Here is a 25,750-nt window from a genome sequence, read left to right as displayed (position 1 = left end):
GAGGAAAATGGGGATGGTCGACAGCACTTCGCGACTGATGCGCAATTCGATGGCCTTCGTGCTGGCCGGAGGCCGGGGCAGCCGCCTCAAGGAGTTGACCGACAAACGGGCGAAACCCGCGGTCTATTTCGGCGGCAAGACGCGGATCATCGACTTCGCGCTTTCGAACGCGCTGAACTCGGGCATCCGCAAGATGGCGATCGCCACCCAGTACAAGGCCCACAGCCTGATCCGGCACTGTCAGCGCGGCTGGAACTTCTTCCGCTCCGAGCGCAACGAGTATCTCGACATCCTGCCGGCAAGCCAGCGCGTCGACGAGAACCAGTGGTATCTGGGAACCGCCGACGCCGTGACGCAGAACATCGACATCGTCGACAGCTACGAGGTCGACTACGTCCTGATCCTGGCGGGCGATCACATCTACAAGATGGATTACGAGCGCATGATCCGGCACCACGTCGAAAGCGGCGCGGACGTGACCGTGGGCTGCCTCACGGTCCCGCGGATGGAAGCCACGGCCTTCGGGGTCATGGCGGTGGATGCCACCGACCGGATCACGAGCTTCCTCGAAAAGCCCGCCGATCCGCCCGGCACGCCGGACGATCCCACGGTCGCGCTGGCCTCGATGGGGATCTACGTGTTTTCGTGGGCGTTCCTGCGCGACCTCCTGATCCGGGACTCGGAGGACCCCAATTCCAGCCACGACTTCGGCGGCGACATCATTCCCGACATCGTCAAGAACGGGAAAGCCGTCGCGCACCGCTTCACCGACAGTTGCGTCCGCACGAGCGCCGAGGCCCCCGCCTACTGGCGTGACGTCGGCACCGTCGACGCCTTCTGGAAGGCCAACCTCGACCTCACCGATTTCACGCCCGAGCTCGATCTCTGGGACACGACCTGGCCGATCTGGACCTATTCGGAATCCGTGCCGCCCGCGAAGTTCATCCATGACGAGAAAAACCGCCGCGGCACGGCGCTCAGTTCGCTGGTCTCCGGCGGCTGCATCATCTCGGGGACCGAGATCCGCAATTCCCTGCTTTTCACGATGGTCCACACCAACAGTTACGCAAGCCTCGATGAAGCCGTGGTGCTCCCATACGTCACCGTGGCCCGACACGCACGCCTGACCAGGGTCGTGATCGACCGGGGCGTACATATCCCGGAAGGCCTGATCGTGGGCGAGGACCCCGTGGAGGATGAGAAGTGGTTCCGCGTGAGCGAGGGCGGCGTCACGCTCATCACCCAGGACATGCTCGACCGAAGGGCGGCGACACTCGGATGAAGGTTCTCTCCGTCGCCTCGGAATGCGTTCCCTTCGTCAAGACCGGGGGACTGGCGGACGTCGTCGGCGCGCTGCCGCGGGTCATGGACGGGCAGGGGGTGCGGATGCGCGTTCTCCTGCCAGGTTATCCGCAGGTGTTGCAGGCTGCAGGCGCGGGCGAGACGGTCATGGAGGACAACACGCTCTTTGGCGGGCCGGGGCGCGTGATCTCGGCGCGCGCGGCGGGCGTGGAACTTCTCGTTCTGGAAGCGCCGCATCTCTATGGGCGGGCGGGAACGCCCTATCTCGGCCCCGACGGGCGCGACTGGTCGGACAATCCCGAACGCTTCGCCGCCCTCTCGTGGATCGCGGCGCGCATCGCCTGTGAAGGCGCGGCCGGGTGGAAACCCGATCTTCTGCATGGCCATGACTGGCAGGCGGGGCTGGCGCCCTACTACATGTCGCGGCGCGCGGGCCGTGTGCCGAGCGTCTTCACCGTCCACAACATCGCCTTTCACGGCGCGGCCCCCGCGGGCCGCCTGGCCGCGCTCAGGCTCGATCCGAAGGATTTCGTCCAGGATGGCGGGTTCGAGTTCTGGGGGCGGATCAATACGCTGAAGGCGGGGCTGATCTGGTCGGACAGGATCACCACCGTCTCGCCCACCTACGCGCGGGAACTGACGCGCCCCGAATTCGGCGCGGGACTGGATGGCGTGATCCGGGCGCGGGCGGGGGAGCTTTCGGGGATCCTGAACGGCATCGACACCGAGGTCTGGAACCCGGCCACTGACAAGGCGCTTGCCGCCCGCTACCGAAGCCCGCGTGGCAAGGCGAAGAACCGCGCCGCGCTCCGCAGCGAGTTCGGGCTGGAGAAATCGTCCGGTCCGCTCTGTGGCGTGGTGTCCCGGCTGACCCAGCAGAAGGGTCTCGACCTGATGCTCGACGCACTTCCGGCGCTTCTGGATCGCGGCGGGCAGCTGGTGATGCTGGGGGCGGGCGACGCCGCGCTCGAGGCCGCCTGGCTTGCCGCCGCCACGGCTCATCCCGGCGTTGCGGTCCGCATCGGCTATGACGAGGCGCTCGCCCATCGCCTTGTCGCCGGGGCCGACGCGCTCCTCGTGCCCTCGCGGTTCGAGCCCTGCGGCCTGACCCAGCTCTACGCGCTGCGCTACGGGACGATCCCGCTGGTCGCGCTGACCGGGGGGCTCGCCGATACCGTCATTCCCGCAAGCCCCGCCGCGCTTGCGGCCGGCGCAAGCACCGGCGTGCAGGTCCATCCCCTGACGGCCGAAACGCTGGCGCTGGGGCTGATGGATCTCTGCGCGCTGTTCGAGGACCGGGAAACCTGGGCGCGGATGCAGGAGAATGCCATGGCCCAACCCGTGGGGTGGGAGGCCTCGGCCGCGGCCTATGCGCGGCTCTACCGGGAGGTTTCCGGCGCCGAATGAGACCTGTCCTGACCATGGCCGAGGGGCGTGCGGCCCCCCTTGGCGCGACCTTCGACGGCGAGGGCGTCAACTTCGCCGTGTTCTCGGAACACGCGACGCGGATCACCGTGTGCCTCTTCTCGGAGGACGGACGGCGGGAAATCCAGCGGCTCGACCTGCCCGAGCGCGACGGCGACGTCTGGCACGGATATGTCTCGGGGCTGCGGCCCGGGCAGCTCTACGGCTTGCGGGCCGATGGCGCCTACGCGCCCCATCACGGGCATCGGTTCAATGCCAACAAGCTTCTGATCGACCCATACGCCAAGCGCCTCACCGGTCATCCGGTCTGGGACGACGCGTTGATGGGCTATACCGTCGGCGACGTGCGCGGCGACCTCAGCTTCGACCGCCGCGACAGCGCGCCCTTCATGCCGCGCTGCGTCGTCGAGGACCCGACCTTCTCGTGGGGCGGCGACCGCCCGCCGCGCACGCGCATCGCCGAGACGATCCTCTACGAGGCCCATGTGAAGGGCCTGACCCGGCGGTTTCCCGGCGTGCAGCATCCGGGAACCTTCCTGGCCCTCGGCTCGGATCCGGTGCTGGACTACCTCACGAACCTCGGGATCACCGCGATCGAGCTTCTGCCGTCGCAGGCGTTCCTCGACGACCGGTTCCTCGTCGAGAAGGGCCTACGCAACTACTGGGGGTACCAGACGCTCGGCTTCTTCGCGCCCGAGCCCCGGTATCTCCACGCGGGCCAGATCGCCGAGTTCCAGTACATGGTCGCCCGTCTGCACGCCGCCGGGATCGAGGTGATCCTCGACGTGGTCTACAACCACACCTGCGAGGGCAACGAGACCGGCCCGACCCTGTCTTTCCGGGGGCTGGACAACCTGTCCTATTACCGGCTCACGCCGGATCATCGCGGCTACATCAACGACACCGGGACTGGCAACACGATCAACATGGACCATCCGATGGTCCTGCGCATGATCCTCGACAGCCTGCGGTACTGGGTCGAGGCGATGCATGTGGACGGCTTCCGCTTCGACCTCTGTTCCACGCTCGGGCGTACGCCGAACGGCTTCGACCGGGGCGCGGCCTTCTTCGATGCGATCCGCGCCGACCCGGTCCTGTCGACGGTCAAGCTCATCGCCGAACCCTGGGATATCGGGCCCGGCGGCTACCAGCTGGGCGCGTTCCCGCCGCCCTTCCTCGAATGGAACGATCAGTTCCGCGACGGCGTGCGGCGCTTCTGGCGGGGCGATGCGGGCCATGTGCCGGTTCTGGCGGACCGGCTGACCGGCTCCGCGCTGCAGTTCGACCATTCGGGGCGGGCGGCCACATCGTCCGTCAACATGCTGACTGCCCATGACGGCTTCACGCTCGCCGATGTCGTCGCGTACCTGGAGCGTCACAACGAGGCCAACGGCGAGGACAACCGCGACGGCCACGGCGAGAACTATTCCGACAATTTCGGCATCGAGGGGCCGAGCGACGACCCCCGCATCCGGGCCGCGCGAAACCTGCGGCGGCGCAACATGATGGCGACGCTTCTGCTGTGCCAGGGGACGCCGATGATCCTGGCGGGCGACGAGGTCGGGAATTCGCAGGGCGGGAACAACAACGCCTACGCGCAGGACAACGAGACCGGCTGGATCGACTGGGAGAACGCGGACGAAGACTTCCGGAGCTTCACCCGGTCCATGATCGCCTTCCGCAAGCGTCACCCGATCCTGCGGCAGAAGCGGTTCCTGCATTCGCGCGAACGCGCGCTCGACGGGATGGAGGACCTGTTCTGGTGGCGCCCGGACGGCACGCCGATGACGCAAGCCGACTGGGACGACGGCGATGCGCGGGTCCTCTGCGCCGAATTGCGCATGGCCTCGGGCACGCCCGCCTACGCCGAACGCGAGGACGCGGTCTTCCTCGTCTTCAACGCCGGATCGAAGGACGTGACCGTGCGCCTGCCGCCGATCCCGGGGGACACCCGCTGGAGCCACCGGGTCGCCACGGCCACAGGCTGGTTCGGGGCCGAGCCGCTTGGCCGCACGCTCGATGTGCCGGGCCCTTCCGTCGCGGCCTGCGTGCTGGAGGTCCACGATGACTAACGCGCTGTCGGCGCTCTCGGCGCGGGTCGGCATCGTGGCGTCCTATACCGACCAGACGCGGCGGCGCAGGCGAACGGGGCGGGCCACGATGCGCGCGCTTCTCTCGGCGATGGGGCTTCCGGTCGGGAACGAGGCGGAGGCCGCCGAGCGCCTGGCAGAGCTGGAGGCCGCGGAGACCGGGCGCGTCCTGCCGGACTGGGCCATCGCCGTGCCGGACGTTCCCCTGCGCTCGCTCCTGCCGGAGGGCGCCGAATGGCGGCTGCTGCGCGAAGATGGCGGCAGCGAGGAGGGCAGGGGCGACACGCTGCCCGCCCTGCCGCTCGGCCTTCATCGGCTGGAAGTCCGAGGCCATCGCTGCACGCTGATCGTGGCGCCCGCGCGCCTGCCGATTCCCGCCCGCGCCTGGGGCACGATGCTGCCGCTTCACGCTCTGCGTCCGGCCGCGGTCGGGGGGCTTGCCGACTACGACGACCTCGCGGTGGCGGCGGAGGGTCTGGCCGGGCTCGGGTGCGACTTCCTCGGCCTCAATCCGATCCACGCAGGGTTCTTCGCCGATCCGGGCGGCTTCAGCCCCTACACACCGTCCCACCGCCGCCGTCTGAGCGCGTTCCACGTGGTCGACGGGTCGTCCCCGGCACCCTCGGGGCCGCTTGTGGACTACGGCGCGGAAATCCCCCGGCGCCGCGCCGCGCTGGAACAGGGATACGCCGCCTTCGCGGCGCAAGGCGGCGATCCGGCTTTCGAGGATTTCCGGTCGCAAGAAGGCGACGCGCTCGACCGGTTCGCCCTCCATCAGGCGCTGTCGGACATCCACGGGCCCTACTGGTCCGAATGGCCAGCCGAACTCCGCGACCCCGACAGCCCGGCGGCCGCGCGCGCCCGGGCCACGCTCATGGCGCAGATGAGGTTTCATTCATGGCTGCAATGGCGCGCGCAGACGGGCCTCGCCGCAGCCAATGCGCGCGCCAAGGCGGCGGGTATGGCTATGGGCCTCTACCTTGATCTCGCAGTCGGCACGCATCCCGCCGGGGCGGAGACATGGGAAGACCGCGAGAGCTTCGCCTTCGGGGCATCTCTCGGCGCGCCGCCCGACGCGTTTTCCGCCGATGGCCAGTCCTGGGGCCTTGCGCCTTTCAACCCGCGCGCGCTTGTCGCTGCGGGCTTCGCGCCGCTGGCCGAGACGTTGCGCTGCCAGATGGCACTGTCGGGGGCGCTGCGGATCGATCATATCCTCGGCTTCGACCGGGCCTTCTGGGTGCCGGAGGGCGGTGGGCCCGGCGCCTATGTGCAGATGCCGCGGGACGCCATGCTCGCCGTCGTGCGGATGGAGGCCGCGCGGGCCGGTGCGGTCGTGGTGGGCGAGGATCTCGGGAACGTGCCCCGGGGCTTGCGGTCGGCGCTCGCGGCGTCCGGCATCCTCGGCTGCCGGCTCCAGCTGTTCGAGCGTCGGCCTGGGAAGACGCCGGCCTTCCGCGCGCCCGAAAGTTTTCCGCGTGCCTCCATCGCCAGTTTCTCGACCCATGATCTGCCGACCTGGGCAGGCTGGCGGAAGGGTCACGAGATCGACGCTCGGGCGCGGCTGGGGCACATCACGCCCGGTTTCGCCGAAGCCGAACGTGCCCGCCGCAAGACGGAAGTGGCGGCCTTCGACGCCATGACCGCAAGGATCGCCCCCCCGGAGACCGATCCCGCCTCTCCGGACGCGATGCATCACGCGCTTGGGGCGACGGGATCCGCTCTCGCCATGGTGCAGGTGGAATGCGCCCTCGGGATCGTGCCACAGCCGAACCTTCCGGGCACGACGTCGGAATATCCCAACTGGCGTCAGCGCCTTCCCCTCGCCGCGGCGGAGCTTGCGTCCGCGCCGGGGATGCTGGCCGCCGCGCGGATCATGAACGACACGCGCTGAGCCGGCTCAGCCCTCGTGCACGAGGTAGACAACCGAAAGAGGCGGCAGGTAGAGCTCGGCGCTCGCGGCCTGATCGCCATGGGGAACCGGGGCCGCCACGACGCCGCCCAGGTTCCCGCGCCCCTCGCCGCCGTAGAACTCCGCATCCGTGTTCAGCGCCTCGCGCCAGCGGCCCGCAAGCGGCAGGCCGATCCGGTAGGCCGTCCGCTCGACCGGCGTGAAGTTGCAGACCACGACGGCATTGGCGTCGCCGGGACCGCCGCGCCGGATCCAGGCATAGACCGAATTGGCCGCGTCGTCGGCTTCGAGCCACTGGAACCCTTCCGCCTCGGCATCCTTCACATGCAGCGCGGGCGTGCCGCGATACAGCGTGTTGAGGTCCCGCACCAGCCGCTGCAGCCCCGCGTGGCGTCCGTCCGAAAGCGCGGCCCAGTCGATCTGGGTTGAATGGTTCCACTCCGCCGCCTGGCCGAATTCCTGCCCCATGAAGAGAAGCTTCTTGCCCGGGTGCCCCCACATGTAGCCGTAGTAGGCCCGGAGATTGGCGAATTTCTCTTCCCGGTTTCCCGGCATCTTGCCCAGCATCGAGCCCTTGCCGTGCACGACCTCGTCATGGCTGATCGGCAGGATGAAGTTCTCGGAAAAGGCGTAGGTCAGCCCGAAGGTCATCTGGTGGTGATGGTGCCTGCGGTGGATCGGATCGCGCTTGATGTAATCGAGCGTGTCGTTCATCCAGCCCATGTTCCACTTGTAGCCGAAGCCCAGGCCGCCCTGATCCGTGGGCGCGGAGACCTTGGGGTAGGACGTGCTTTCCTCCGCCGCTGTCAGGATGCCGGGGCATTCGCCGTAGGCCACCGCGTTCATCTCCTGCAGCAGCGCGATCGCCTCGTAATTCTCGCGGCCGCCGTCGCGGTTCGGGATCCACTCGCCCTCGGCCCGGCTGTAGTCGCGGTAGAGCATGGAGGCCACCGCATCCACGCGCAGCCCGTCGGCGTGGTATTCCTCCAGCCAGTAGAGCGCGTTGGCGACGAGGTAGTTCTTCACCTCGCGCCGGCCGAAATTGTAGATCAGCGTGTTCCAGTCCTGGTGGAACCCCTCGCGCGGGTCCGCATGCTCGTAGAGCGCGGTGCCGTCGAAGCGGCCGAGCCCGTGGGGATCGGTCGGGAAATGCCCCGGCACCCAGTCGAGGATCACGCCAAGGCCCTTGCCGTGTGCCGCGGCGATCAGGTCGCGGAACTCGTGCGGCGGCCCGTGGCGGATCGTCGGCGCGAAGAGGCCCACGGGCTGGTAGCCCCAGGACCCGTCGAAAGGATGCTCGGAGACCGGCAGGAGCTCGATATGGGTGAAGCCCATGTCGTGGACGTAATCCACCAGCTCCTTCGCCGCTTCGACATAGGAAATCGGGCGCCCGCCTTCCTTGCGCCGCCACGAGGCGAGGTGCACCTCGTAGATCGAGATCGGCGCATTGCGCGCGTTGCGGGTGCCGCGCGTGTCCATCCAGTCCGCGTCCGGCCAGCCATAGCCCCGGATATCGCGGACGACCGAGGCTTTCTCGGGCGCGTGCTGCGAGCCGAAGCCGACCGGGTCTGCCTTGAGGGGCAGGACCTCGCCATGCGGCCCGAGGATCTCGTACTTGTAGACGGTGCCCTCGCCGATGCCGGGCAGGAACAGCTCCCACACCCCCGTGGCGCCGCGCCGGCGCATGACATGCCGCCGCCCGTCCCACAGGTTGAAGCCGCCCACGACGGAGACACGGCTCGCATTCGGCGCCCAGACCGCGAAATGGGTGCCGTGGCAGCCCTCGTGCTCCATCACGTGCGCGCCGAGCGCGTGCCACAGACGCCGGTGCGTGCCCTCGCCGATCAGGTATTCGTCGATTTCGCCAAGCACCGGGCCGAAACGGTAGGGGTCCTCGAAGGTCCATTCGGTTCCTTCCGAGGCCCGCGCGGCAAGGCGGTAGGCGCCGTCACCCGGCACGGGCCCCGCGAAGACGCCGCCAAATCCCGCGACGGGGGGCAGGGGATGGGGACCCGCCTTGCCCCCGGTTTCCGCCGAGACCGTCACGGCGCCGGGCGCGAAGACCGTGACGCGGCGTGCCTTGCCCGAGCCTTGCGGCCCGAGCAGCGCAAAGGGATCGTCGAGCGTCCCGCTGACCAGGCGGGACAGCGCCTCTGCCGATCCGGGGCTCGGCGGTTCCGGGGGAAGGGTCTCTGTCATGGCATGAGCCTAGACAATCCCGGGCCGACTGCAACGGAATGTCGTCTCAACCCGAACGACGCTGTTTCCCCCGAGGGTTCAAGGTCCTAACAATGGGCCATGACCATCCTGACCGTGACACTCAATCCCGCGCTCGATCTCGAAACCCGGACGCCCGAGCTGGTTGCGGGGCGCAAGCTGCGCTGCGCGCCCGCGCGTCGCGATCCGGGCGGCGGCGGGATCAACGTGGCGCGCGCCGTGGCGCTGCTTGGCGGTGAGGCGACGGCGGCGGTGGCCGCGGGCGGGCCGATCGGCGCGGACCTGATGCGGCTGCTGGCGGGGCCGGGGGTTGCGGTGGCGGCCCTTCCCGCGCCCGGCGACACGCGGCAGAACCTTTCCGTCATCGAGGAGACGACAGGCCGACAATACCGGTTCATCTTTCCCGGTCCCCAGTGGAGCGCCGCGGATCTGACCGCTGCCCGCGACGCGCTGCTGCCGATGGTGGGCGCCGGCGATTTCGCAGTGCTTTCGGGATCGCTTCCGCCCGGCCTGCCGGCCTCGGCCATGGCCGATCTCGCCCGCGCGTTGACCGAGGCCGGGGCCGCCGTGGTCTGCGACACATCCGGCGCCGCGCTGGCAGAGGTGGCGCGCGCGCGTCTGAGGCTCCGCGTCCTGCGGATGGACCATGCCGAGGCCGAGGAACTCATGGGCCGCTCCCTGCCGACACCCGAAATCAGCGCGGCGGCCGCGCAGGATCTCGTGGCCGCGGACGCCGCCGAGATCGCGATCCTCGCGCGCGGTGCCGAAGGCTCGGTGCTGGCCTCCGCCGACGGCCGCTGGTTCGCCCCGGCCGCCGATGTGCCCGTCGTTTCCGTCACGGGGGCGGGTGACAGCTTCGTCGCCGGCGCGACGCTGGCCCTGTCGCGTGGCCTGCCCTTGTCCGAGGTCCTGTGCTGGGGCGTTTCCGCGGCGAGTTCGGCCGTGACGACCGAGGCGACGCAACTTTGCGACCGCGCCGGGTTCGAGGTGATTCTGTCGGACTGCCTTGCCCGTCCTGTTTGAGGTTTCCTTGACCCCCCACAGGCCACGACGGCCATGCCCCACGGGGCATCTGTCAGGAATTTCTGACACTTTTTCCAGCCCCGTTGCGCAGGTTGACAAGTGCGCTGGCGGCGTAGCGCCTTTATTTGAAGGGTCTAATCAGATTTACAGTTGCAAATGTCAATTTGGCATGACACTTTGATCGCGGGTAACTCCTCTGCCGATCACCGGAGTTGAGGGGCACCTGTCGTCCGTCGTCCGTGTTGCTTGCACGGCGACGGAATAGTGCAACGCAACGAAGAGGAGGGGAGGACTATGTCCGATGATCCCGACAAGGTCTGGCCGACGGGCCTGACCCTTAAAGAAGCAGAAGAGGTGCATAGCTACCTCATCGACGGCACCCGCGTCTTCGGCGCGATCGCGCTGCTCGCCCATGTGCTCGTGGCCGTGTCCACGCCCTGGCTCGGATAAGGGGGCGACATCATGAACAACGCAAAGATGTGGCTTGTCGTGAAGCCGACCGTCGGGATCCCGATGTTCCTCACCGCCGTCGCTGTGGGATCATTCGCGGTCCATGTCGCCGTCCTGTCGAACACCTCGTGGGTCGGTGATTTCCTCCAGGGGCAGCCGCTCGGCTCCGGCGACAGTGCCGCGCTCGAGCAGGGAACGAACGTGCTTCCGGCATCCGCCGCAGCCGGTGACATTCCAATGTACCTTGAGGCTGACGCCTACGGCAACGAGAGCCTTCGGGTCGTGCTGCCGGACGGCAGGACCGCGACGCTCGTTGTGGATGACCTGACCTCCGCGGCCTTGATGCAATAGGCACGGACCGATGAAGAACGACCGCAGAAGATAGGACGGGGACGGCAAAGGCCCGCCCCCGTCCAAACCCTACCGATCCGGCCTGACCCCGGACCAATGCCGAAGACACAGTACCCCCGCCCATTCATCAAGGAGGGGCTAGTCCCACCCCGCCATGTTCAGGACCCGCGACTTCGCCCTGCGCAAGATCAGGCAGATCGGTCCGCGCTACATGCCGTTCGCGGATGTGGCGACAGACGATTTGCCGTTATCGCGCCTTCTGCGCCTGTCGCTGTTTCAGGTCACCGTCGGAATGGCGCTGGTGCTGCTCGTGGGCACGCTCAACCGCGTGATGATCGTGGAACTGTTCGTTCCCGCCACTCTCGTTGGCGTCATGATTTCCCTGCCGCTTCTGTTCGCGCCGTTCCGCGCGCTGATCGGCTATCGCTCCGACATCCACAAGTCCGCGCTCGGTTGGCGGCGCGTGCCCTACATCTGGAAGGGCACGATGCTTCAATTCGGCGGCTTCGCGATCATGCCGTTCGCCTTGCTGGTGCTGTCTGGCTACGACCAGGCAGCCGATGCTCCACTCTGGATCGGCCATGCCAGCGCGGCACTCGCCTTTCTTCTGGTGGGCGCCGGCGTCCACACGGTGCAGACCGTCGGTCTCGCGCTCGCCACCGATCTCGTGCCGGTGGAGGATCAGCCGAAGGTCGTGGGCCTGATGTACGTGATGCTGCTGGTGGGCATGATCGGCGCCGCGCTGATCTTCGGCGCGCTCCTCACGGATTACACACCCGGAAAGCTTGTTCAGGTCGTCCAGGGGGCGGCGGTGGTGACCGTTGTCCTGAATCTCCTCGCGCTGTGGAAGCAGGAGCCGCGTGACCGCGACCGCGCCCGCCGCATGGAAGCGGAGACGCATGACGACTTCATCGATGCCTGGCGCCTGTTCGTGCGCGGCCGGACCGCGGTGGGCCTTCTCGTCGTGATCGGCCTCGGGACCATGGGCTTCGGGATGGCCGATGTCCTGCTCGAGCCCTATGGCGGCCAGGTCCTGGAATTGTCTGTCGCCATGACGACGCGGCTGACGGCGGTCTTTGCCTTCGGGGGGCTCATTGGCTTCGCGATCGCCTCGCGCGTCCTTCTGGACGGGGCCGACCCGATCGACGTCGCCTGGTGGGGCACGCTCGCGGGGCTGCCGGCCTTTGCCGCGATCATTGCCTCCGGTCCGCTTACGCTCCCGGCGCTTTTCGTCGCGGGCACCGGGCTCGCCGGTCTCGGCGCCGGGCTTTTCGGCCACGGGACGCTGACGGCCACCATGCGCAGCGCCCCGCGCGAGCAGGTGGGCCTCGCGCTTGGTGCCTGGGGCGCGGTGCAGGCCACCGCCGCCGGGATCGCCGTGGCGCTTGGCGGGATCATCCGCGACCTTGTCACGGCCCTTCCCGGCGCGGCGGACTTCCGCCCCGAAACGCCGTATACCCCCGTTTTCAGCCTCGAGCTCGGGCTGCTCCTTGCCGCGTTGCTTGCAATCGTGGTGCTCCGGAGAAAACAGGCTCGCCTTCACCAGACCTCGCGCTATCGTAATCGGCAGGATCGACCGGACACGTCCGCCGCACCCATCGAGCCAACGCCGCCGGTGCGGCGGCAAAAGGAGAGGGAGACCCATGACGACAATCGTGTCACGGCTCTATGAATCAGCCGACATCGCAAACCGCGTCGCCGAAACGCTGCGCTCCGAAGGATTTCCCGAGGCGACGCTGAGTGTCATCGCCGAGGCCGACATGAAGGCCATGGCTGCGGCCCGTGTCGACCCCGCCGATGCCGAGCGCTACGCCAAGGCGATGAAGGACGGCGGGGCGCTTTTCGTCTGCCGTGCGCCCTTCACCCCGTTCGGGGCCGCGCGCCGCGCCAAGGAAGCCGCCGACAGCGAGCCCTGGATCGACGCCGGCGTGTCGAACCAGAACCGCTATGTTGAAGAGGTCGCCGACCTCGACATGCACACGCCGTCGATCCTCCAGTACCACCCGCTCATGATGACGCGGGACGATTACGTGGGATCGGGCTGGGCGAACTGGACGCTTTCGGGCGTGTTCGACTGGCCGACGGTCTCGCGCCGCCGCGAGGCGCCGAAGAACCTGACGAAGGGCTACATGTCCCAGCGTTTCTGGCCGCAGAAGCTCTTGTCCGCCAAGCCGCGGAGATCCTCGGTCATGCATGGCGGACGGCACATGTCGCGCGGCTGGTGGCCGATGCCGCTTGTCAGGACCGGAACGAAGAGCTCGATCATGAAGGGCCATCCGCTGATTTCGGAGCGCTTCGGCTGGGCGACGCTCAAGGAACACCGCTGACGCGTCGCGACGTCGAAAGAACGTCGCCGGGATCGGGCGACACGGAAAAGGCCGGGGCAGGGACCCCGGCCTTCTCATGTCGGCCCGCAGCCTCGCGTCGTTACTCGGCGGCCTGACGCTTCGGGAGAACCCAGTTCGGGCGCGGGAAGTGGCAGGTATAACCGTGCGGGATGCGCTGCAGGTAATCCTGGTGCTCGGGCTCGGCTTCCCAGAAATCGCCGACCGGCTCCACCTCGGTCACGACACGACCCGGCCAGAGGCCCGAAGCCTCCACATCCGCGATCGTGTCGATGGCGCAGGCCTTTTGCGCCTCGTCCTCGTAGTAGATGGCCGAGCGATAGGACATGCCGATATCGTTGCCCTGCCGGTTCCGCGTGGTCGGATCGTGGATCTGGAAGAAGAACTCAAGGATCTCGCGATAGCTGATGACCTCGGGATCGAAGATGATCTCGATCCCCTCCGCATGGGTGCCATGATTGCGGTAGGTCGCATTGGGGACGTCGCCGCCGGTATAGCCCACGCGGGTCGAGATGATGCCGGGCTTGTGGCGGATCAGTTCCTGCATCCCCCAGAAACAGCCGCCTGCCAGTACCGCTCGTTCGCTCATGCCAGATCCTCCACCTGATCGAGGTAATCGCCGTAGCCTTCCGCCTCCATGTCGTCGCGGTGGACGAAACGCAGCGAGGCCGAGTTGATGCAATAGCGCAGGCCGCCGCGATCGCGGGGGCCGTCGGGAAAGACATGGCCGAGATGGCTGTCGCCGTGTTTCGAGCGCACCTCGGTCCGGACCATCCCGTGGGAGAGGTCGCGCTTCTCGATCACGTACGCGGGTTCGATCGGCTTGACGAAACTCGGCCAGCCGCAGCCCGACTCGTACTTGTCGGAGGACGCGAAAAGCGGCTCACCGGAGACAACATCGACATAGATGCCCGGCGCCTTGTTGTTGAGGTATTCGCCGGTGCCGGGCCGTTCGGTCCCGTCGGTCTGCGTCACGCGGTACTGTTCCGGCGTCAGCCGCGAGATCGCCTCGGGGTCCTTGGTGTAATCGGGCATCCATTCGCCTCCTGTCCGTTTCCCGGAATATGGGCACGGGCGGGCGGCTTGTCCAATCACGCGGCCGCGCGGGAGATACAAAAACGCCCCGACGAGTGGCCGGGGCGTCAAGTCTGCAATGGGACGAATTCGGAAGAGGCGGCTCAGCCGCCCCAGGTCCGGACCGGCCCGCAATCCATGTGAACGAAGTTCGACCGCGAGTAGCGCCCGACGCCGCCGGCGTTGCAGGCGCGCGCGGCCTGATACATCTGGCCCACGCTGCGGGACTGCAACTGCACGTCCGCCGCCTCGCCCTGCATGTGGAGCGAGTTGCGCGCCACGCCGGAGGAGCGGCTGCGCAGCAGCGCGTTGCTGGACGGGCTGCGGTAGCCCGAAAGAAGCGTGTAGGGCTCGTCCGTCTCCATCAGGCGATGGGAGGCGGTGAGGATGTCGACCGTGCGCGCATCGATACGGTGCACCGTGTTGTCGCGCCAGTCGCGGAAGAAATAGTTGATCTCCTCGAGGGCGGGCGCGATGTATTCGCCCTCGACCCAGTAGATCATGTCGATGCTTTCGCCGGCTCGTCCGTTGTACATGCGGATGCGGCGGATATCGCCCGCACCGCGAAGGAAGCCTGTCGCATTCGCCATCACCGGTGCCGCCACCACTGTGGTTGCGGCGAACGCACGCAAAAGCGCGCGACGCGTGATATTGGTGTTTGCCATGGGTCGTATGCCCCTCAGTTCCGCCAGCTCGTTTGACGCATGCCGTTTCCCGGCATTGGTGCGCCCCCATCCCCGCAGGCACCCGGGTTGGATGACACATCTGTAATGTTTCGGGAAGTGCCGTCACCGCCCCCTGTGAATAACCGAGCCCCATCGGCAGTTTTTTGCCCATCGCGCGCCCCGCAAGCGGCCAATTCCCGCGCTAGGCGAGGGTGTGGGACCGCCGCACGGGTGCGAAAAGGTCGCAGCGTTCCGGCCCGCAGACGCCTATGTATAGGAAAAAACTTGCTTAACCGTGAATGTAATCGAATCCTGCCTGTTGTATCGTAGATGTGACTCGCTCCGGGGCCCGGGGCGCGTCATGACGGCATTTGGAAGACACGTTTCGAAGACGACGACTTGACCGAAAGACTGGGGATCTCCGCATCATGACGCTGAAATTCGCGCGCACGTCGCTGACTGCACTGGCCCTGGCCCTCGCGCCCGTGGCCGCCGTCACCGTGCTGCCCGCCACCGCCGAGGCGCAGACCTTCTCGGCGCTCCGCCAGGCCATCGCCGAGGCTTCATCGACCGATGAAAGCCTCGCCGCCTTCTACCGCGATCGCGATTTCCAGCCGGTCTGGACCTCATCCGAGTCGGTCGATCGCCGTTCGGCCCTCGTGGCCGCGCTCGACGGCGCGCGGACCCACGGGCTTCCGGCAGACCGCTACGACGTCGAGGCGCTTCGCGCAGCCTTCGCCGAGGCGACCAATCCCTGGGCGCGCGGCCAGGCCGACGTGATGGCCAGCCGCATGTTCCTGCAATACGCCCAGGACGTGCATTCCGGCTTCCTCGACCCGGGCGACATCATTCCCGACATCTTCCAGGACCTGCCGCGTCAGGATCCGCTGGAACTCCTGACGGCGTTCATGGAGGCGAACCCGCACGCCTTCATGGCGACGCTTCCGCCGCAGGATCCCGCCTATGCGCGCCTGCTCCGCACCAAGCTCCGGCTTGAGGATCTCGCGCGGCAGGGTGGGTACGGCCCGATCGTCCAGGCCGGAAGTCTTGCCCCCGGCAACAGCGGTCCCGCAGTGGTGGCGCTGCGCAACCGCCTGATCGCGATGGGCTATCTCGAGCGGTCTATCACCGCCGAATACGACGCGCGCCTTCAGGCCGCGGTCGTCGAATTCCAGATCGACAACGGCATCACGCCGGACGGGATCGCCGGCGGCTCGACGATCCAGGCGGTCAACCGCTCGGTCGAGGATCACTGGAACGACGTCGTCCTGCACATGGAGCGGCAGCGCTGGCTGAACGATGGCACGGTTCCCGACCGCCTGATCTTTGTGAACCTCGCGGACTTCCACGTGCGGGTGATCGACAACGGCGAGACGACGTTCGTGACCCGCTCGGTCGTCGGCGCGCGCGACCGGCAGACGCCGGAGTTCTCCGACGAGATGGAGCACATGGTCATCAACCCGAGCTGGTACGTGCCGCGCTCGATCGCCATGCGGTCCTACATCCCGAACATCATCGCGGGCGGCGGCACCTACATGCAGCTTCTGTCGAACGGGCGCGTGGTGAACCCCGCCGCCATCGACATGAGCCAGTATTCCGTGTCGAGCTTCCCCTTCGACCTGCGCCAGCCGCCGGGGCCGCGCAACGCCCTGGGAAGCGTGAAGTTCATGTTCCCCAACCGGCACGCGATCTACCTGCACGACACGCCCGAGCAGTACCTGATGGAGCGCGAAGTGCGCACCTTCTCCTCGGGCTGCATCCGGCTCGATGACCCGCACGAGTTCGCCTATCACCTGCTGGAGCGGCAGACCGACGATCCGGTGGGACTGTTCCAGCGCATCCTCAACACCGGGCAGGAAACGCAGCTGAACCTCGAGCAGCATATCCCCGTCCACCTGACCTACTGGACGGCCTGGGTCGATGACGATGGCGACCTGAATTTCCGTGACGACGTCTATGGCCGGAACGCGCGTCTTGGACAGGCGATCCGTGCCATGGGGGTGGTCATGCCCGACGCGGCGAGCTAATCGGGGCCCCGCCGGGAGAGGCGGGGGCATAATGACGGGTTACAGGATCAGCGACATCGCGGCGGCGCTCGGGGCAGAGGCCCTGGGCGCCGATGACATTATTGTCACCGGTGTCGCGGAACCGGCCGCGGCCGGGCGGGACGACCTCGCGCTTGCAATGGCCGAGCGTTACGCGGCCGACCTCGCCAAGGGCAACGCGCGTGCCGCCGTGATCGGGCCGGGCATGGACTGGCGCGCGCTGGGGCTCGAGGCCGCCATCGTGGCGCCGCGTCCGCGTTACGCGCTCGCCGGGGTCACGCAACGCATGGACCCAGGGCCGGTCATTGCGCCGGGCATCCACGCGACGGCCGTGATCGACCCGACCGCGGAGATTGGCGAGGGCGCACATGTAGGCCCCTTCGTCGTCGTCGGGCCCGGTGCCTTTATCGGACCGAAGGCGCGGATCGCATCGCATGTCACAGTGGCCGAAGGCGCCGTGATCGGGGCGGATGCCCTGATCCATTCGGGTGTCCGCATCGGTGCGCGCGTCCGCATCGGCGACCGCGTCGTGATCCAGCCGGGCGCCGTCCTCGGCGGCGACGGCTTTTCCTTCGTGACACCCGAGAAGTCCCACGTCGAGACCGCCCGCGAGAGCCTTGGCACCGCCGATCACGCGAGCGCCGGCGCGCAAAGCTGGACGCGGATCCATTCGCTCGGCTCGCTTGTGATCGGGGACGACGTGGAGATCGGGGCGAACGCGGCCATCGACCGGGGCACCGTCGCGGATACCGTCATCGGCGACGGCACCAAGATCGACAACCTCGTGCATATCGGGCACAACTGCCGCATCGGGCGCGACTGTCTTCTGTGCGGGCAGGTGGGCTTCGCGGGGTCGGCGGTTCTGGGCGACCGTGTCGTGCTCGGCGGCCAGTGCGGGGTCTCGGACAATATCGAGATCGGCTCGGACGTGGTGGCCGCGGGCGCGACCAAGATCTACTCCAATGTGCCCTCCGGCCGGATGCTCATGGGCAGCCCGGCGGTGAAGATGGACACGCATGTGGAGATGTACAAGGCGCTCCGTCGCCTGCCGCGTCTTGCGCGGACGGTTGAAGACCTCAAGAAAGCCGTTTTCAAGGGCGACCGGACACCGTAAGGGACGCGGGCGAGTAGCGTCGGAAAGGTGGGTCAATGTCTGAGAGCATCAGGGACAAGGTGATCGCCATCATCGCCGAACAGGCCGTTCTGGAACCCGGCGACGTGTCGATGGATGCCACGCTTCAGGACCTCGGGATCGACAGTCTCGGGCTGGTGGAATCGATCTTCGCCATCGAAGAGGCGTTCGACATCCAGGTCCCTTTCAATGCCAACGAGCCCGAGGCGAGCGACTTCGACATCTCGTCGGTCGCGGCCATCGTCGCTGCTGTCGAGGCGCTGGTCGCCGAGCAGAAATCGACGTGAACCGCACCCCATGAGACGTGTCGTCATCACCGGCCAGGGCACGATCAACGCGCTCGGCCACGATGTTCCGCAGACGCTCGAGGCGATGCGCGAAGGGCGGTGCGGCATCGGGCCGCTCGAGCTGCGGGACGTCGAGCGGCTGTCGGTCAAGATCGGCGGGCAGGTCACCGGCTACGACCCCGAGGCCCTGTTCAACCGCCAGCAGATCGCGCTTTATGACCGGTTCACGCAGTTCACGCTGATCGCGGCGCGCCAGGCGCTGCACGGTGCGGGCCTGACTTTCGCGGGCGATCTCGCCGCGCGCTCGGGCGTCGTCTTCGGCACTGCGGGCGGCGGCGTGAATACCTGGGACGAGAACTACCGTTCGGTCTACGAGGAGGGGAAGAACCGCGTCCATCCCTTCGTCGTGCCGAAGCTGATGAACAATGCGGCGGCCAGCCATGTCTCGATGGAGTGGAACCTCAAGGGGCCGTCCTTCTCGGTCGCGACCGCCTGCGCCTCGTCGAACCACGCGATGGGACTTGCCTTCCAGCTGATCCGCGGCGGCGGCGCCGACGTCATGATCACCGGCGGCTCCGAGGCGATGCTGTCCTTCGGCGGCATCAAGGCCTGGGAAGGGCTGCGCGTGATGTCCAAGGACGCCTGCCGCCCGTTCAGCGCCAATCGCAACGGCATGGTGCAGGGCGAGGGCGCAGCGGTCTTCGTCTTCGAGGAATACGAGCACGCGAAGCAGCGCGGGGCCGAGATCCTGGCCGAGGTCGTGGGTTTCGCCATGACGTCGGACGCCGCCGATATTGTCATGCCGAGCCAGCAGGGTGCCGCGCGAGCGATCACCGGCGCGCTGCGCGACGCGCGCCTCGACCCATCGGCCATCGGCTACATCAACGCCCATGGCACGGGCACCGCGGCCAACGACAAGGTCGAATGCGCGGCCGTCGCCCATGCCTTCGGGCATCATGCCGACGACCTGATGATCTCCTCGACCAAGTCGATGCACGGCCACCTGATCGGCGGCACGGGCGCGGTCGAACTCCTGGCCTGCATCATGGCGCTCCGGGACGGCATCATCGCGCCGACAATTGGTTACGAGGAACCGGATCCGGAATGCGCGCTCGACGTCGTTCCGAACGTGGCGCGCGAGGCAAAGGTCGGAGCGGTCCTGTCCAACGCCTTCGCCTTCGGCGGATTGAACGCTGTCCTCGCGCTGCGCGCCGCGCCCTGACGCCTCCCGGAACGAAAACGGCCCGCCACCGGGGCGGGCCGCGTCCGTGCAATGTGGATCGCGTTACTCGGTCGCGCCTTCGCTCGCGGCGGCCGCTTCGGCCTGAAGCTGGGCGACGAGTTCGGCAAAGGCGACGTGGCTTTCCTGCAGCGCGTCGTAGGCGGCGGTGAAGCCGCGAAGCGATGCCGTCAGCTGGATCGGAATGCCGCCGATCTCGCCCAGATCGCCGCGCACCAGCGCGAGGATCTCGAGGAAGGCGTCGCCGCCGGCCTTGAAGGCTTCGACGTTATCGTTCGACAGCGGCACCCGCGCGAGGCAACCCGTGGGCTCGCAGAGCGTGTAGCGGATGCCCGCCGCCTCGCCGTCGTCGATCCGGAGCCGGAGACCCGGCGCCAGCAGGGTTTCGAGCGGCGTGACGATGGAGATCTCGGCGACCTGATCCTCGGCCGGGACCATGGGCACGGAGACACGGAAGACGGCCACGGGGTTGTCCTGGTCGTCCAGAAGCAGCTGGAACATCTCGCAGCGTTCGGGCTGATCCGCCTCGGCGGCGGTGATGCAGCGCAGTTCCCAGTCGGAGAAGACCTCCGCCACGTAGGGTTCGCCGGGCTCGCGTTCTGTCGCCGTATCCTGGGCGATGGCCGTGAACGGCAGCGTCGCGGCAGCGGCGGTGAGGGCGATGGGACGGAGAAGATGCATGAATTTCCGCATGAGTCAGTCTCTTCCTGATGGCCTTGCCTGTTGTCGTGGACCGTTCGCTACCACGAAGCGCCCGCGGTGTCAGGGGCTAAACTGGGCCACGCAGACCAACCGGGTCGAGGTGCGGCGGGGCGCTGGCGAATGACCGCCGGTGCGGCCGCGCGGCAGGTGGCCGGCCCAAATAGCGAAAGGGTCCGGCAAGCGGACCCTTTGCATTTTTTCTCTCCCTGTCGGACTGGCCGACTTTCTGGGACGGACGCTATGCCAGACGGGTCCGTGCGTCAACGACCAATTTCTTTCGTTTGCAAGGGCGTCCGGCGGGCGTCTCGAAGCGGGCCCCGGCCCCGGTTCGTCAGCGAAAAAAGGCCGCGTCCGTGGTGTGCGGACGCGGCCAGTCGACAGGGAGGAAGTCAGTCCCGACGGCCAGAAGTGCCGGAACCGAAACACAGACTGGCGCAGAAACATTAAGATTGTATTTTCGTGCCCGGACCGCGCCCGCGCGTATCGGGGCGCCAATCACGAGGGGGCGGGAAAACGTCATGGACGAAGGGATTTTCATCGGCGGGGGCGGCGCCGAGTATGGCGCGCCTCAGGAACTGCTCCTGAAATACGCCAACCGTCACGGGCTGATCGCGGGCGCCACCGGGACCGGCAAGACCGTGACGCTCCAGATCCTCGCCGAGAGCTTTTCGGCCAACGGCGTTCCGGTGATCCTGTCGGACGTGAAGGGTGATCTTTCCGGCCTCGGCGCGTCGGGAAGCCCGGATTTCAAGCTTCACGGCGCCTTCACGGAACGGGCGGCGAAGATCGGATTTGCCGACTATTCTTACCGCGCCTTTCCGGTGACGTTCTGGGATCTCTTCGGCCAGAAGGGGCACCCGGTGCGCACCACCGTCTCCGAGATGGGGCCGCTCCTGCTGTCGCGCCTTCTGGAACTGACCGAGGCGCAGGAGGGTGTGCTCAACATCGCCTTCCGCGTCGCGGACGAACAGGGCCTCGGCCTCCTCGACCTCAAGGATCTCCAGGCGCTTCTGGTCTGGGTGGGCGAAAACCGCCAGGATCTGTCGCTGCGCTATGGCAATGTCTCGCCCGCCTCGATCGGCGCGATCCAGAGGCGGCTTCTGGTGCTGGAGGGGCAGGGGGGCGACAGGCTCTTCGGGGAACCGGCGCTGGAGCTGTCGGACCTGTTTCTCACCGACGCGGAAGGGCTTGGGCGGATCAACATCCTGGCCGCCGACACGTTGATGCAGTCGCCCCGGCTCTACGCGACGTTCCTGCTGTGGCTTCTTTCCGAACTGTTCGAGACGCTGCCCGAGGTGGGCGATCCCGACAAACCGAAGCTCGTGTTCTTCTTCGACGAGGCGCATCTGCTGTTCGACGACGCCCCCAAGGCGCTGGTCGACAAGGTGGAGCAGGTGGCCCGCCTGATCCGATCCAAGGGGGTCGGCGTCTATTTCGTCACGCAGAACCCCGCCGACGTGCCCGAGGACGTGCTGGGCCAGCTCGGCAACCGCGTGCAGCACGCGCTCAGGGCCTTCACCGCGAAGGACCAGCGCGACCTGAGGCAGGCGGCGCAGAACTACCGCACGAACCCCGATTTCGACATCGAGGACGCGATCCGCGAGGTGGGCGTGGGCGAGGCCGTGACCTCGATGCTGGAGAAGAAGGGCGTCCCCGGCGTGGCCCAACGCACGCTCATTCGCCCACCCTCGTCCCAGCTGGGGCCACTGGCCGACGCGACGCGTGCGGCCCTGATGGGGATGTCGCCGCTGGTCGGGAAATACGAGACAAGCGTCGACCGCGAGAGCGCCTTCGAGATCCTGCGCGCCCGCGCCGAGGAGGCCGCGCGGGAAGCGGAAGAAGCCGAACGCGCCGAGACCGAGGCCAAGGCGGAGGAAGAGCGCGAATTCAAGGCCGCGCGCCGCTATACCGGAACGGGCGTGGATCGCTCGTCCACGCGCACCAGCTCTTCGCGGTCCGACAGCATCGCCACCACCTTCGCCAAAAGCTTCGCTCGGCAGCTTGGCACCAAGTCGGGGCAGGCGATGGTGCGGGGCGTTCTCGGCGGCCTTTTCCGAGGCCGCTGAGGGCATTTGCCACCACCCGGTGGGCGGGCGTTCACGACATAGTGACTTTCGATGCGCCGCACTGACGCATCCACTTGGCCCGCCGACACCAGAAGCCTAGAGTACACGTCATGATCGTAGAACTCGGACACTTCGCGTTGATCCTCGCCTTCATGGTGGCGGTCTTCCAGATGATCGTGCCGCTCATCGGCGCGCATCAGAACCGCCCCGGCTGGATGGCCGTGGCCGAACCCGCCGCGACGACGCAGTTCCTGCTGACGGCGTTCAGTTTCGGGGCGTTGACCTACGCCTTCGTGACCTCGGACTTCTCGCTCAGCCTCGTGATCGCGAATTCGCACACGCTGAAGCCGATGCTCTACAAGGTCACGGGGGTCTGGGGGAACCACGAGGGATCGCTCCTGCTGTGGGTGCTGATCCTCACGCTGTTCGGGGCCTGCGCCGCCTGGTTCGGAGGCAACCTGCCGCCCACCCTCAAGGCGCGGGTGCTTGCGGTGCAGTCTTCGGTCGCGGCGGCCTTCTTCGCCTTCATCCTGTTCACGTCGAACCCGTTCCTGCGGGTCGGCACACCGCCCTTCGACGGGCAGGATCTCAACCCGCTCCTGCAGGATCCGGGCCTCGCCTTCCATCCGCCGTTCCTCTACCTCGGCTACGTCGGCCTCTCGATGGCGTTCTCCTTCGCCGTGGCGGCGCTGATCGAGGGGCGCGTCGATGCCGCTTGGGGCCGCTGGGTCCGGCCATGGACGCTGGCGGCGTGGGTCTTTCTGACCATCGGCATCGGCCTGGGGTCCTGGTGGGCCTATTACGAGCTTGGCTGGGGCGGCTTCTGGTTCTGGGATCCGGTCGAAAACGCGTCCTTCATGCCCTGGCTGATCGCTGCCGCGCTGCTGCACTCGGCCATCGTGGTGGAAAAGCGCGAGGCGCTGAAATCCTGGTCGATCCTGCTGGCGATCCTCGCCTTCGGCTTTTCGCTCATCGGCACCTTCATCGTGCGCTCGGGCGTGCTGACGTCCGTGCACGCCTTCGCCAACGACCCCGAGCGGGGGGTCTTCATCCTGATGATTCTCGGTTTCTTCATGGGCGGCGCTCTGCTTCTCTTCGCGCTCAGGGCGGGCGCGATGGAGGCCAAGGGCGTCTTCGCGACCGTCAGCCGCGAGTCGGGCCTCGTGGTGAACAACCTGCTTCTGGCCGTGTCGACGTTCGTCGTCTTCATCGGCACGATCTGGCCGCTGATCGCCGAGATGTTCTTCGACCGTACGCTGTCGGTCGGGCCGCCCTTCTTCAACGCCGCCTTCACGCCCTTCGTCTTCGCGCTTGCCGTGGCGCTTCCCATCGGCGCGATGCTTCCGTGGAAGCGGGCGAGCCTCGGCAAGGCCGTGCGCGCCCTGGTGCCTGCGATGGTTCTGGCGCTCGCCACCGGGCTTCTGGCCTGGGCGATGTTCACCGGCCATTCCGCGCTTGCGCCGATCGGCGTCGCGCTGTCGACATGGCTTGTCGCGGGCGCTGCCGTCGATATCTGGTCGCGCACCGGCCGCGGCGGGATCGGTTACCGGCTTGGCCGGCTGACGCGGCTGCCGCGTGCAGACTGGGGCAAGACCATCGCCCATGCCGGCGTCGGCATCACCATGTTCGGCATCGTGACCCTGACCGGCTACCAGGTCGAGGATATCCGCGTGGCGCAAATCGGTGAACCCTACCAGGTCGGCGCCTACGAGATCGAACTCGTCCGGGTGGACGAGAACGTCCGCGGCCCCAACTACATCTCGACCACGGCCACCGTCGCCGTGCGCGAAATCGAGACGGGGCGCCTTGTCTCCGAAATGCATCCCGAGCGACGGATCTACCCGGTTGCCGGCATGCCCACGACGGAAGCCGGGATCAACAACGGCTTCACCCGTGATGTCTACGTGACGCTCGGCGATCCGCAGGACAACGGCGGCTGGGCCGTCCGGACCTGGATCAAGCCCTTCGCGAACTGGATCTGGGGCGGGACGATCATCATGGCGCTCGGCGGCTTCTTCTCGCTGTCGGACCGGCGGTATCGCGTGGCCGCAGGCGCGGCACGCACCACCCCGACCGAGGGGGTTCCGGCGGAATGAGGGTCCTCGCTGCCCTTATCCTGTCGCTCATGCTGGCCTTCCCGGCCGTGGCGGTGCAGCCGGACGAAGTGCTGCCCGATCCCGTGATGGAGGAACGCGCGCGCGACATCTCCGCCGGGCTGCGCTGCATCGTCTGCCGCAACGAGTCGATCGACGAATCGCATGCCGAACTTGCCCGCGAGCTGCGCCTTCTCGTGCGCGACAGGCTGGTGCAGGGCGACAGCGACGAGGAAGTCGTCGCCTACATCGTGGATCGCTACGGCGAATACGTCCTGCTCAGCCCGCCGATGCGCGGCTCGACCATCGCGCTCTGGCTGGCTGCACCGGTGCTGCTTCTGCTGGGTCTCGGCCTGTCGGTCGTCTACATCCGCCGCCGCGCGGGCGCGCCCGCCCCGACCGAGGTTGCCCTCAACGAGGACGAGGCCGCGCGGCTGAAGGAAATCCTGCGCGAGTGACGCAGCGTCGGGAGGTTTTCCTCCCGCGCCGCTCTGCTAGTCTCCCGACCGGAACCGGAAGGGAGCAACGATGCCCATGGACTACCAGACGATCACCCGCGAGGACGCCGATGGCGTCACGGTCATCACGCTCCGCCGGCCGGAGGTGATGAACGCGCTCAACACCCAGATGCGGGCCGAGATCACCCATGCGGTCGGCACCGCCGGAGCCTCGGCGCGGGTCGTCGTCCTGACGGGCGAGGGGCGTGCCTTCTGCTCGGGGCAGGACCTCGGCGACCGGGCGAACGTGGGCTCGATCAACCTCGAACGCACGCTCCGGGACGAGTACATCCCGATGCTGACCGCGGTCGTGGATTGCCCGGTTCCGGTCATCGCCGCCGTGAACGGAACCGCGGCGGGCGCGGGCGCGAACCTCGCGTTGGTCTGTGACGTGGTGATCGCGGCGCAATCGGCGAGTTTCATCCAGGCCTTCAGCCGGATCGGCCTTATCCCCGACGCGGGCGGCACATGGGCGCTGCCTCGGCAGGTTGGGCTGGCGCGCGCGATGGGCGCCTCCCTTTTCGCCGACAAGATCACCGCCGAGCAGGCCGCGTCCTGGGGCATGATCTGGGAGGCGGTCGCGGACGAGGAGTTCGAGACGGTCTGGCGCGGACGCGCCGCGCATCTCGCCCATGGCCCGACCGAGGCCTACAAGCGGATCAAGACGGCGTTGCAGGCAAGCTTCGGCAACTCTCTGCAGGAGCAATTGCTGCTCGAGGGCCAGCTTCAGGGCCAGTGCGGCAACACCCGCGACTTCAAGGAAGGCGTCATGGCCTTCATCGAGAAGCGCGCGCCCGTCTTCGAAGGCCGCTGAGGGTAACCGGGACGAGCCGACCG

At 67.6% G+C, this 25,750-nt stretch carries 22 protein-coding genes; 17 read left to right on the top strand and 5 right to left on the bottom strand.

Annotated features, from left to right (window positions below; all coding sequences use genetic code 11):
• Window positions 1–13: 13 nt before the first annotated feature.
• The 4 genes from glgC to malQ are packed head-to-tail and all read left to right on the top strand — an operon-like array spanning window position 14 to window position 6,708.
• Window positions 14–1,282, top strand: a complete 1,269-nt coding sequence (glgC, locus tag N8I71_RS03945) for a glucose-1-phosphate adenylyltransferase (RefSeq protein ID WP_262876627.1) — start codon at window positions 14–16, stop codon at window positions 1,280–1,282.
• Complete coding sequence (gene glgA / locus N8I71_RS03940) at window positions 1,279–2,709, top strand: glycogen synthase GlgA (protein ID WP_262876626.1); 1,431 nt, start codon at window positions 1,279–1,281, stop codon at window positions 2,707–2,709. The genes glgC and glgA overlap by 4 nt, the downstream gene beginning before the upstream one ends.
• The gene (gene glgX, locus N8I71_RS03935; RefSeq protein WP_262876625.1) at window positions 2,706–4,799 is read left to right on the top strand and encodes a glycogen debranching protein GlgX; all 2,094 of its coding nucleotides are present in this window, start codon (window positions 2,706–2,708) and stop codon (window positions 4,797–4,799) included. The genes glgA and glgX overlap by 4 nt, the downstream gene beginning before the upstream one ends.
• Window positions 4,792–6,708: a 4-alpha-glucanotransferase gene (gene malQ, locus N8I71_RS03930; protein WP_262876624.1), complete on the top strand. Its 1,917-nt coding sequence runs from the start codon at window positions 4,792–4,794 to the stop codon at window positions 6,706–6,708. Before glgX ends, malQ begins: the two co-directional genes overlap by 8 nt.
• Window positions 6,709–6,714: 6 nt before the next feature.
• Here the strand turns inward: malQ and glgB are convergent, their stop codons facing one another.
• Window positions 6,715–8,925 carry a 1,4-alpha-glucan branching protein GlgB gene (gene glgB, locus N8I71_RS03925; RefSeq protein WP_262876623.1) on the bottom strand — a complete coding sequence of 737 codons (2,211 nt, stop codon included), beginning with the start codon at window positions 8,923–8,925 and terminating at the stop codon, window positions 6,715–6,717.
• Between the two features lie 99 nt (window positions 8,926–9,024).
• Here glgB and N8I71_RS03920 point away from each other — a divergent pair, with 99 nt between their 5' ends.
• From N8I71_RS03920 to N8I71_RS03900, 5 genes are all read left to right on the top strand, one after another.
• Complete coding sequence (locus N8I71_RS03920) at window positions 9,025–9,966, top strand: 1-phosphofructokinase family hexose kinase (protein ID WP_262876622.1); 942 nt, start codon at window positions 9,025–9,027, stop codon at window positions 9,964–9,966.
• A gap of 294 nt (window positions 9,967–10,260) precedes the next feature.
• Window positions 10,261–10,416, top strand: coding sequence for a light-harvesting antenna LH1, beta subunit (gene pufB / locus N8I71_RS03915; protein ID WP_109665289.1), 156 nt, complete (start codon window positions 10,261–10,263; stop codon window positions 10,414–10,416).
• Window positions 10,417–10,428: 12 nt separating this feature from the next.
• Window positions 10,429–10,767, top strand: coding sequence for a light-harvesting protein (locus tag N8I71_RS03910; protein ID WP_262876621.1), 339 nt, complete (start codon window positions 10,429–10,431; stop codon window positions 10,765–10,767).
• Between the two features lie 154 nt (window positions 10,768–10,921).
• Window positions 10,922–12,439: a PucC family protein gene (locus N8I71_RS03905; RefSeq protein ID WP_316249128.1), complete on the top strand. Its 1,518-nt coding sequence runs from the start codon at window positions 10,922–10,924 to the stop codon at window positions 12,437–12,439.
• Window positions 12,411–13,094, top strand: a complete 684-nt coding sequence (locus N8I71_RS03900) for a hypothetical protein (protein ID WP_262876620.1) — start codon at window positions 12,411–12,413, stop codon at window positions 13,092–13,094. Before N8I71_RS03905 ends, N8I71_RS03900 begins: the two co-directional genes overlap by 29 nt.
• 100 nt (window positions 13,095–13,194) lie before the next feature.
• Here the strand turns inward: N8I71_RS03900 and msrA are convergent, their stop codons facing one another.
• The 3 genes from msrA to N8I71_RS03885 all read right to left on the bottom strand — a co-directional run bounded on the left by msrA (window position 13,195) and on the right by N8I71_RS03885 (window position 14,851).
• Window positions 13,195–13,701, bottom strand: a complete 507-nt coding sequence (gene msrA, locus N8I71_RS03895; RefSeq protein WP_262876619.1) for a peptide-methionine (S)-S-oxide reductase MsrA — start codon at window positions 13,699–13,701, stop codon at window positions 13,195–13,197.
• Complete coding sequence (msrB, locus tag N8I71_RS03890; RefSeq protein WP_262876618.1) at window positions 13,698–14,147, bottom strand: peptide-methionine (R)-S-oxide reductase MsrB; 450 nt, start codon at window positions 14,145–14,147, stop codon at window positions 13,698–13,700. The genes msrA and msrB overlap by 4 nt, the downstream gene beginning before the upstream one ends.
• A gap of 143 nt (window positions 14,148–14,290) precedes the next feature.
• On the bottom strand, window positions 14,291–14,851 hold the full coding sequence (locus N8I71_RS03885) for a YcbK family protein (RefSeq protein ID WP_262876617.1): 561 nt from the start codon (window positions 14,849–14,851) through the stop codon (window positions 14,291–14,293).
• 428 nt (window positions 14,852–15,279) lie between these two features.
• On the opposite strand from N8I71_RS03885, the gene N8I71_RS03880 reads away from it, so the two are divergent.
• From N8I71_RS03880 to N8I71_RS03865, 4 genes are read left to right on the top strand one after another with little or no spacing between them, the layout of a single operon-like run.
• Entirely contained in the window at window positions 15,280–16,878 is a 1,599-nt protein-coding gene (locus N8I71_RS03880) for a L,D-transpeptidase family protein (RefSeq protein WP_262876616.1), read from the top strand.
• 31 nt (window positions 16,879–16,909) lie between these two features.
• On the top strand, window positions 16,910–18,010 hold the full coding sequence (locus N8I71_RS03875) for a UDP-3-O-(3-hydroxymyristoyl)glucosamine N-acyltransferase (RefSeq protein ID WP_262876615.1): 1,101 nt from the start codon (window positions 16,910–16,912) through the stop codon (window positions 18,008–18,010).
• 35 nt (window positions 18,011–18,045) lie between these two features.
• On the top strand, window positions 18,046–18,315 hold the full coding sequence (locus N8I71_RS03870; RefSeq protein WP_262876614.1) for an acyl carrier protein: 270 nt from the start codon (window positions 18,046–18,048) through the stop codon (window positions 18,313–18,315).
• A 10-nt stretch (window positions 18,316–18,325) separates the two neighbouring features.
• A complete protein-coding gene (locus N8I71_RS03865; RefSeq protein ID WP_262876613.1) occupies window positions 18,326–19,537 on the top strand; it encodes a beta-ketoacyl-[acyl-carrier-protein] synthase family protein in 1,212 nt (403 codons plus the stop codon).
• A 63-nt stretch (window positions 19,538–19,600) separates the two neighbouring features.
• Here N8I71_RS03865 and N8I71_RS03860 read toward each other — a convergent pair whose 3' ends face one another.
• A complete protein-coding gene (locus tag N8I71_RS03860) occupies window positions 19,601–20,236 on the bottom strand; it encodes an invasion associated locus B family protein (RefSeq protein ID WP_262876612.1) in 636 nt (211 codons plus the stop codon).
• Window positions 20,237–20,775: 539 nt separating this feature from the next.
• On the opposite strand from N8I71_RS03860, the gene N8I71_RS03855 reads away from it, so the two are divergent.
• From N8I71_RS03855 to N8I71_RS03840, 4 genes are all read left to right on the top strand, one after another.
• Entirely contained in the window at window positions 20,776–22,323 is a 1,548-nt protein-coding gene (locus N8I71_RS03855) for a DUF853 domain-containing protein (RefSeq protein ID WP_262876611.1), read from the top strand.
• A gap of 110 nt (window positions 22,324–22,433) precedes the next feature.
• Window positions 22,434–24,419: a heme lyase CcmF/NrfE family subunit gene (locus tag N8I71_RS03850; RefSeq protein WP_262876610.1), complete on the top strand. Its 1,986-nt coding sequence runs from the start codon at window positions 22,434–22,436 to the stop codon at window positions 24,417–24,419.
• Window positions 24,416–24,874: a cytochrome c-type biogenesis protein gene (locus tag N8I71_RS03845; RefSeq protein ID WP_262876609.1), complete on the top strand. Its 459-nt coding sequence runs from the start codon at window positions 24,416–24,418 to the stop codon at window positions 24,872–24,874. The genes N8I71_RS03850 and N8I71_RS03845 overlap by 4 nt, the downstream gene beginning before the upstream one ends.
• Window positions 24,875–24,950: 76 nt before the next feature.
• Complete coding sequence (locus tag N8I71_RS03840; RefSeq protein WP_262876608.1) at window positions 24,951–25,727, top strand: enoyl-CoA hydratase-related protein; 777 nt, start codon at window positions 24,951–24,953, stop codon at window positions 25,725–25,727.
• Window positions 25,728–25,750: the final 23 nt, after the last annotated feature.

Origin of the sequence: Roseicyclus sediminis (assembly GCF_025515305.1) — a bacterium.
Taxonomy (GTDB): domain Bacteria; phylum Pseudomonadota; class Alphaproteobacteria; order Rhodobacterales; family Rhodobacteraceae; genus Roseibacterium; species Roseibacterium sediminis.
This window is presented reverse-complemented; position numbering and strand designations above follow the sequence as displayed.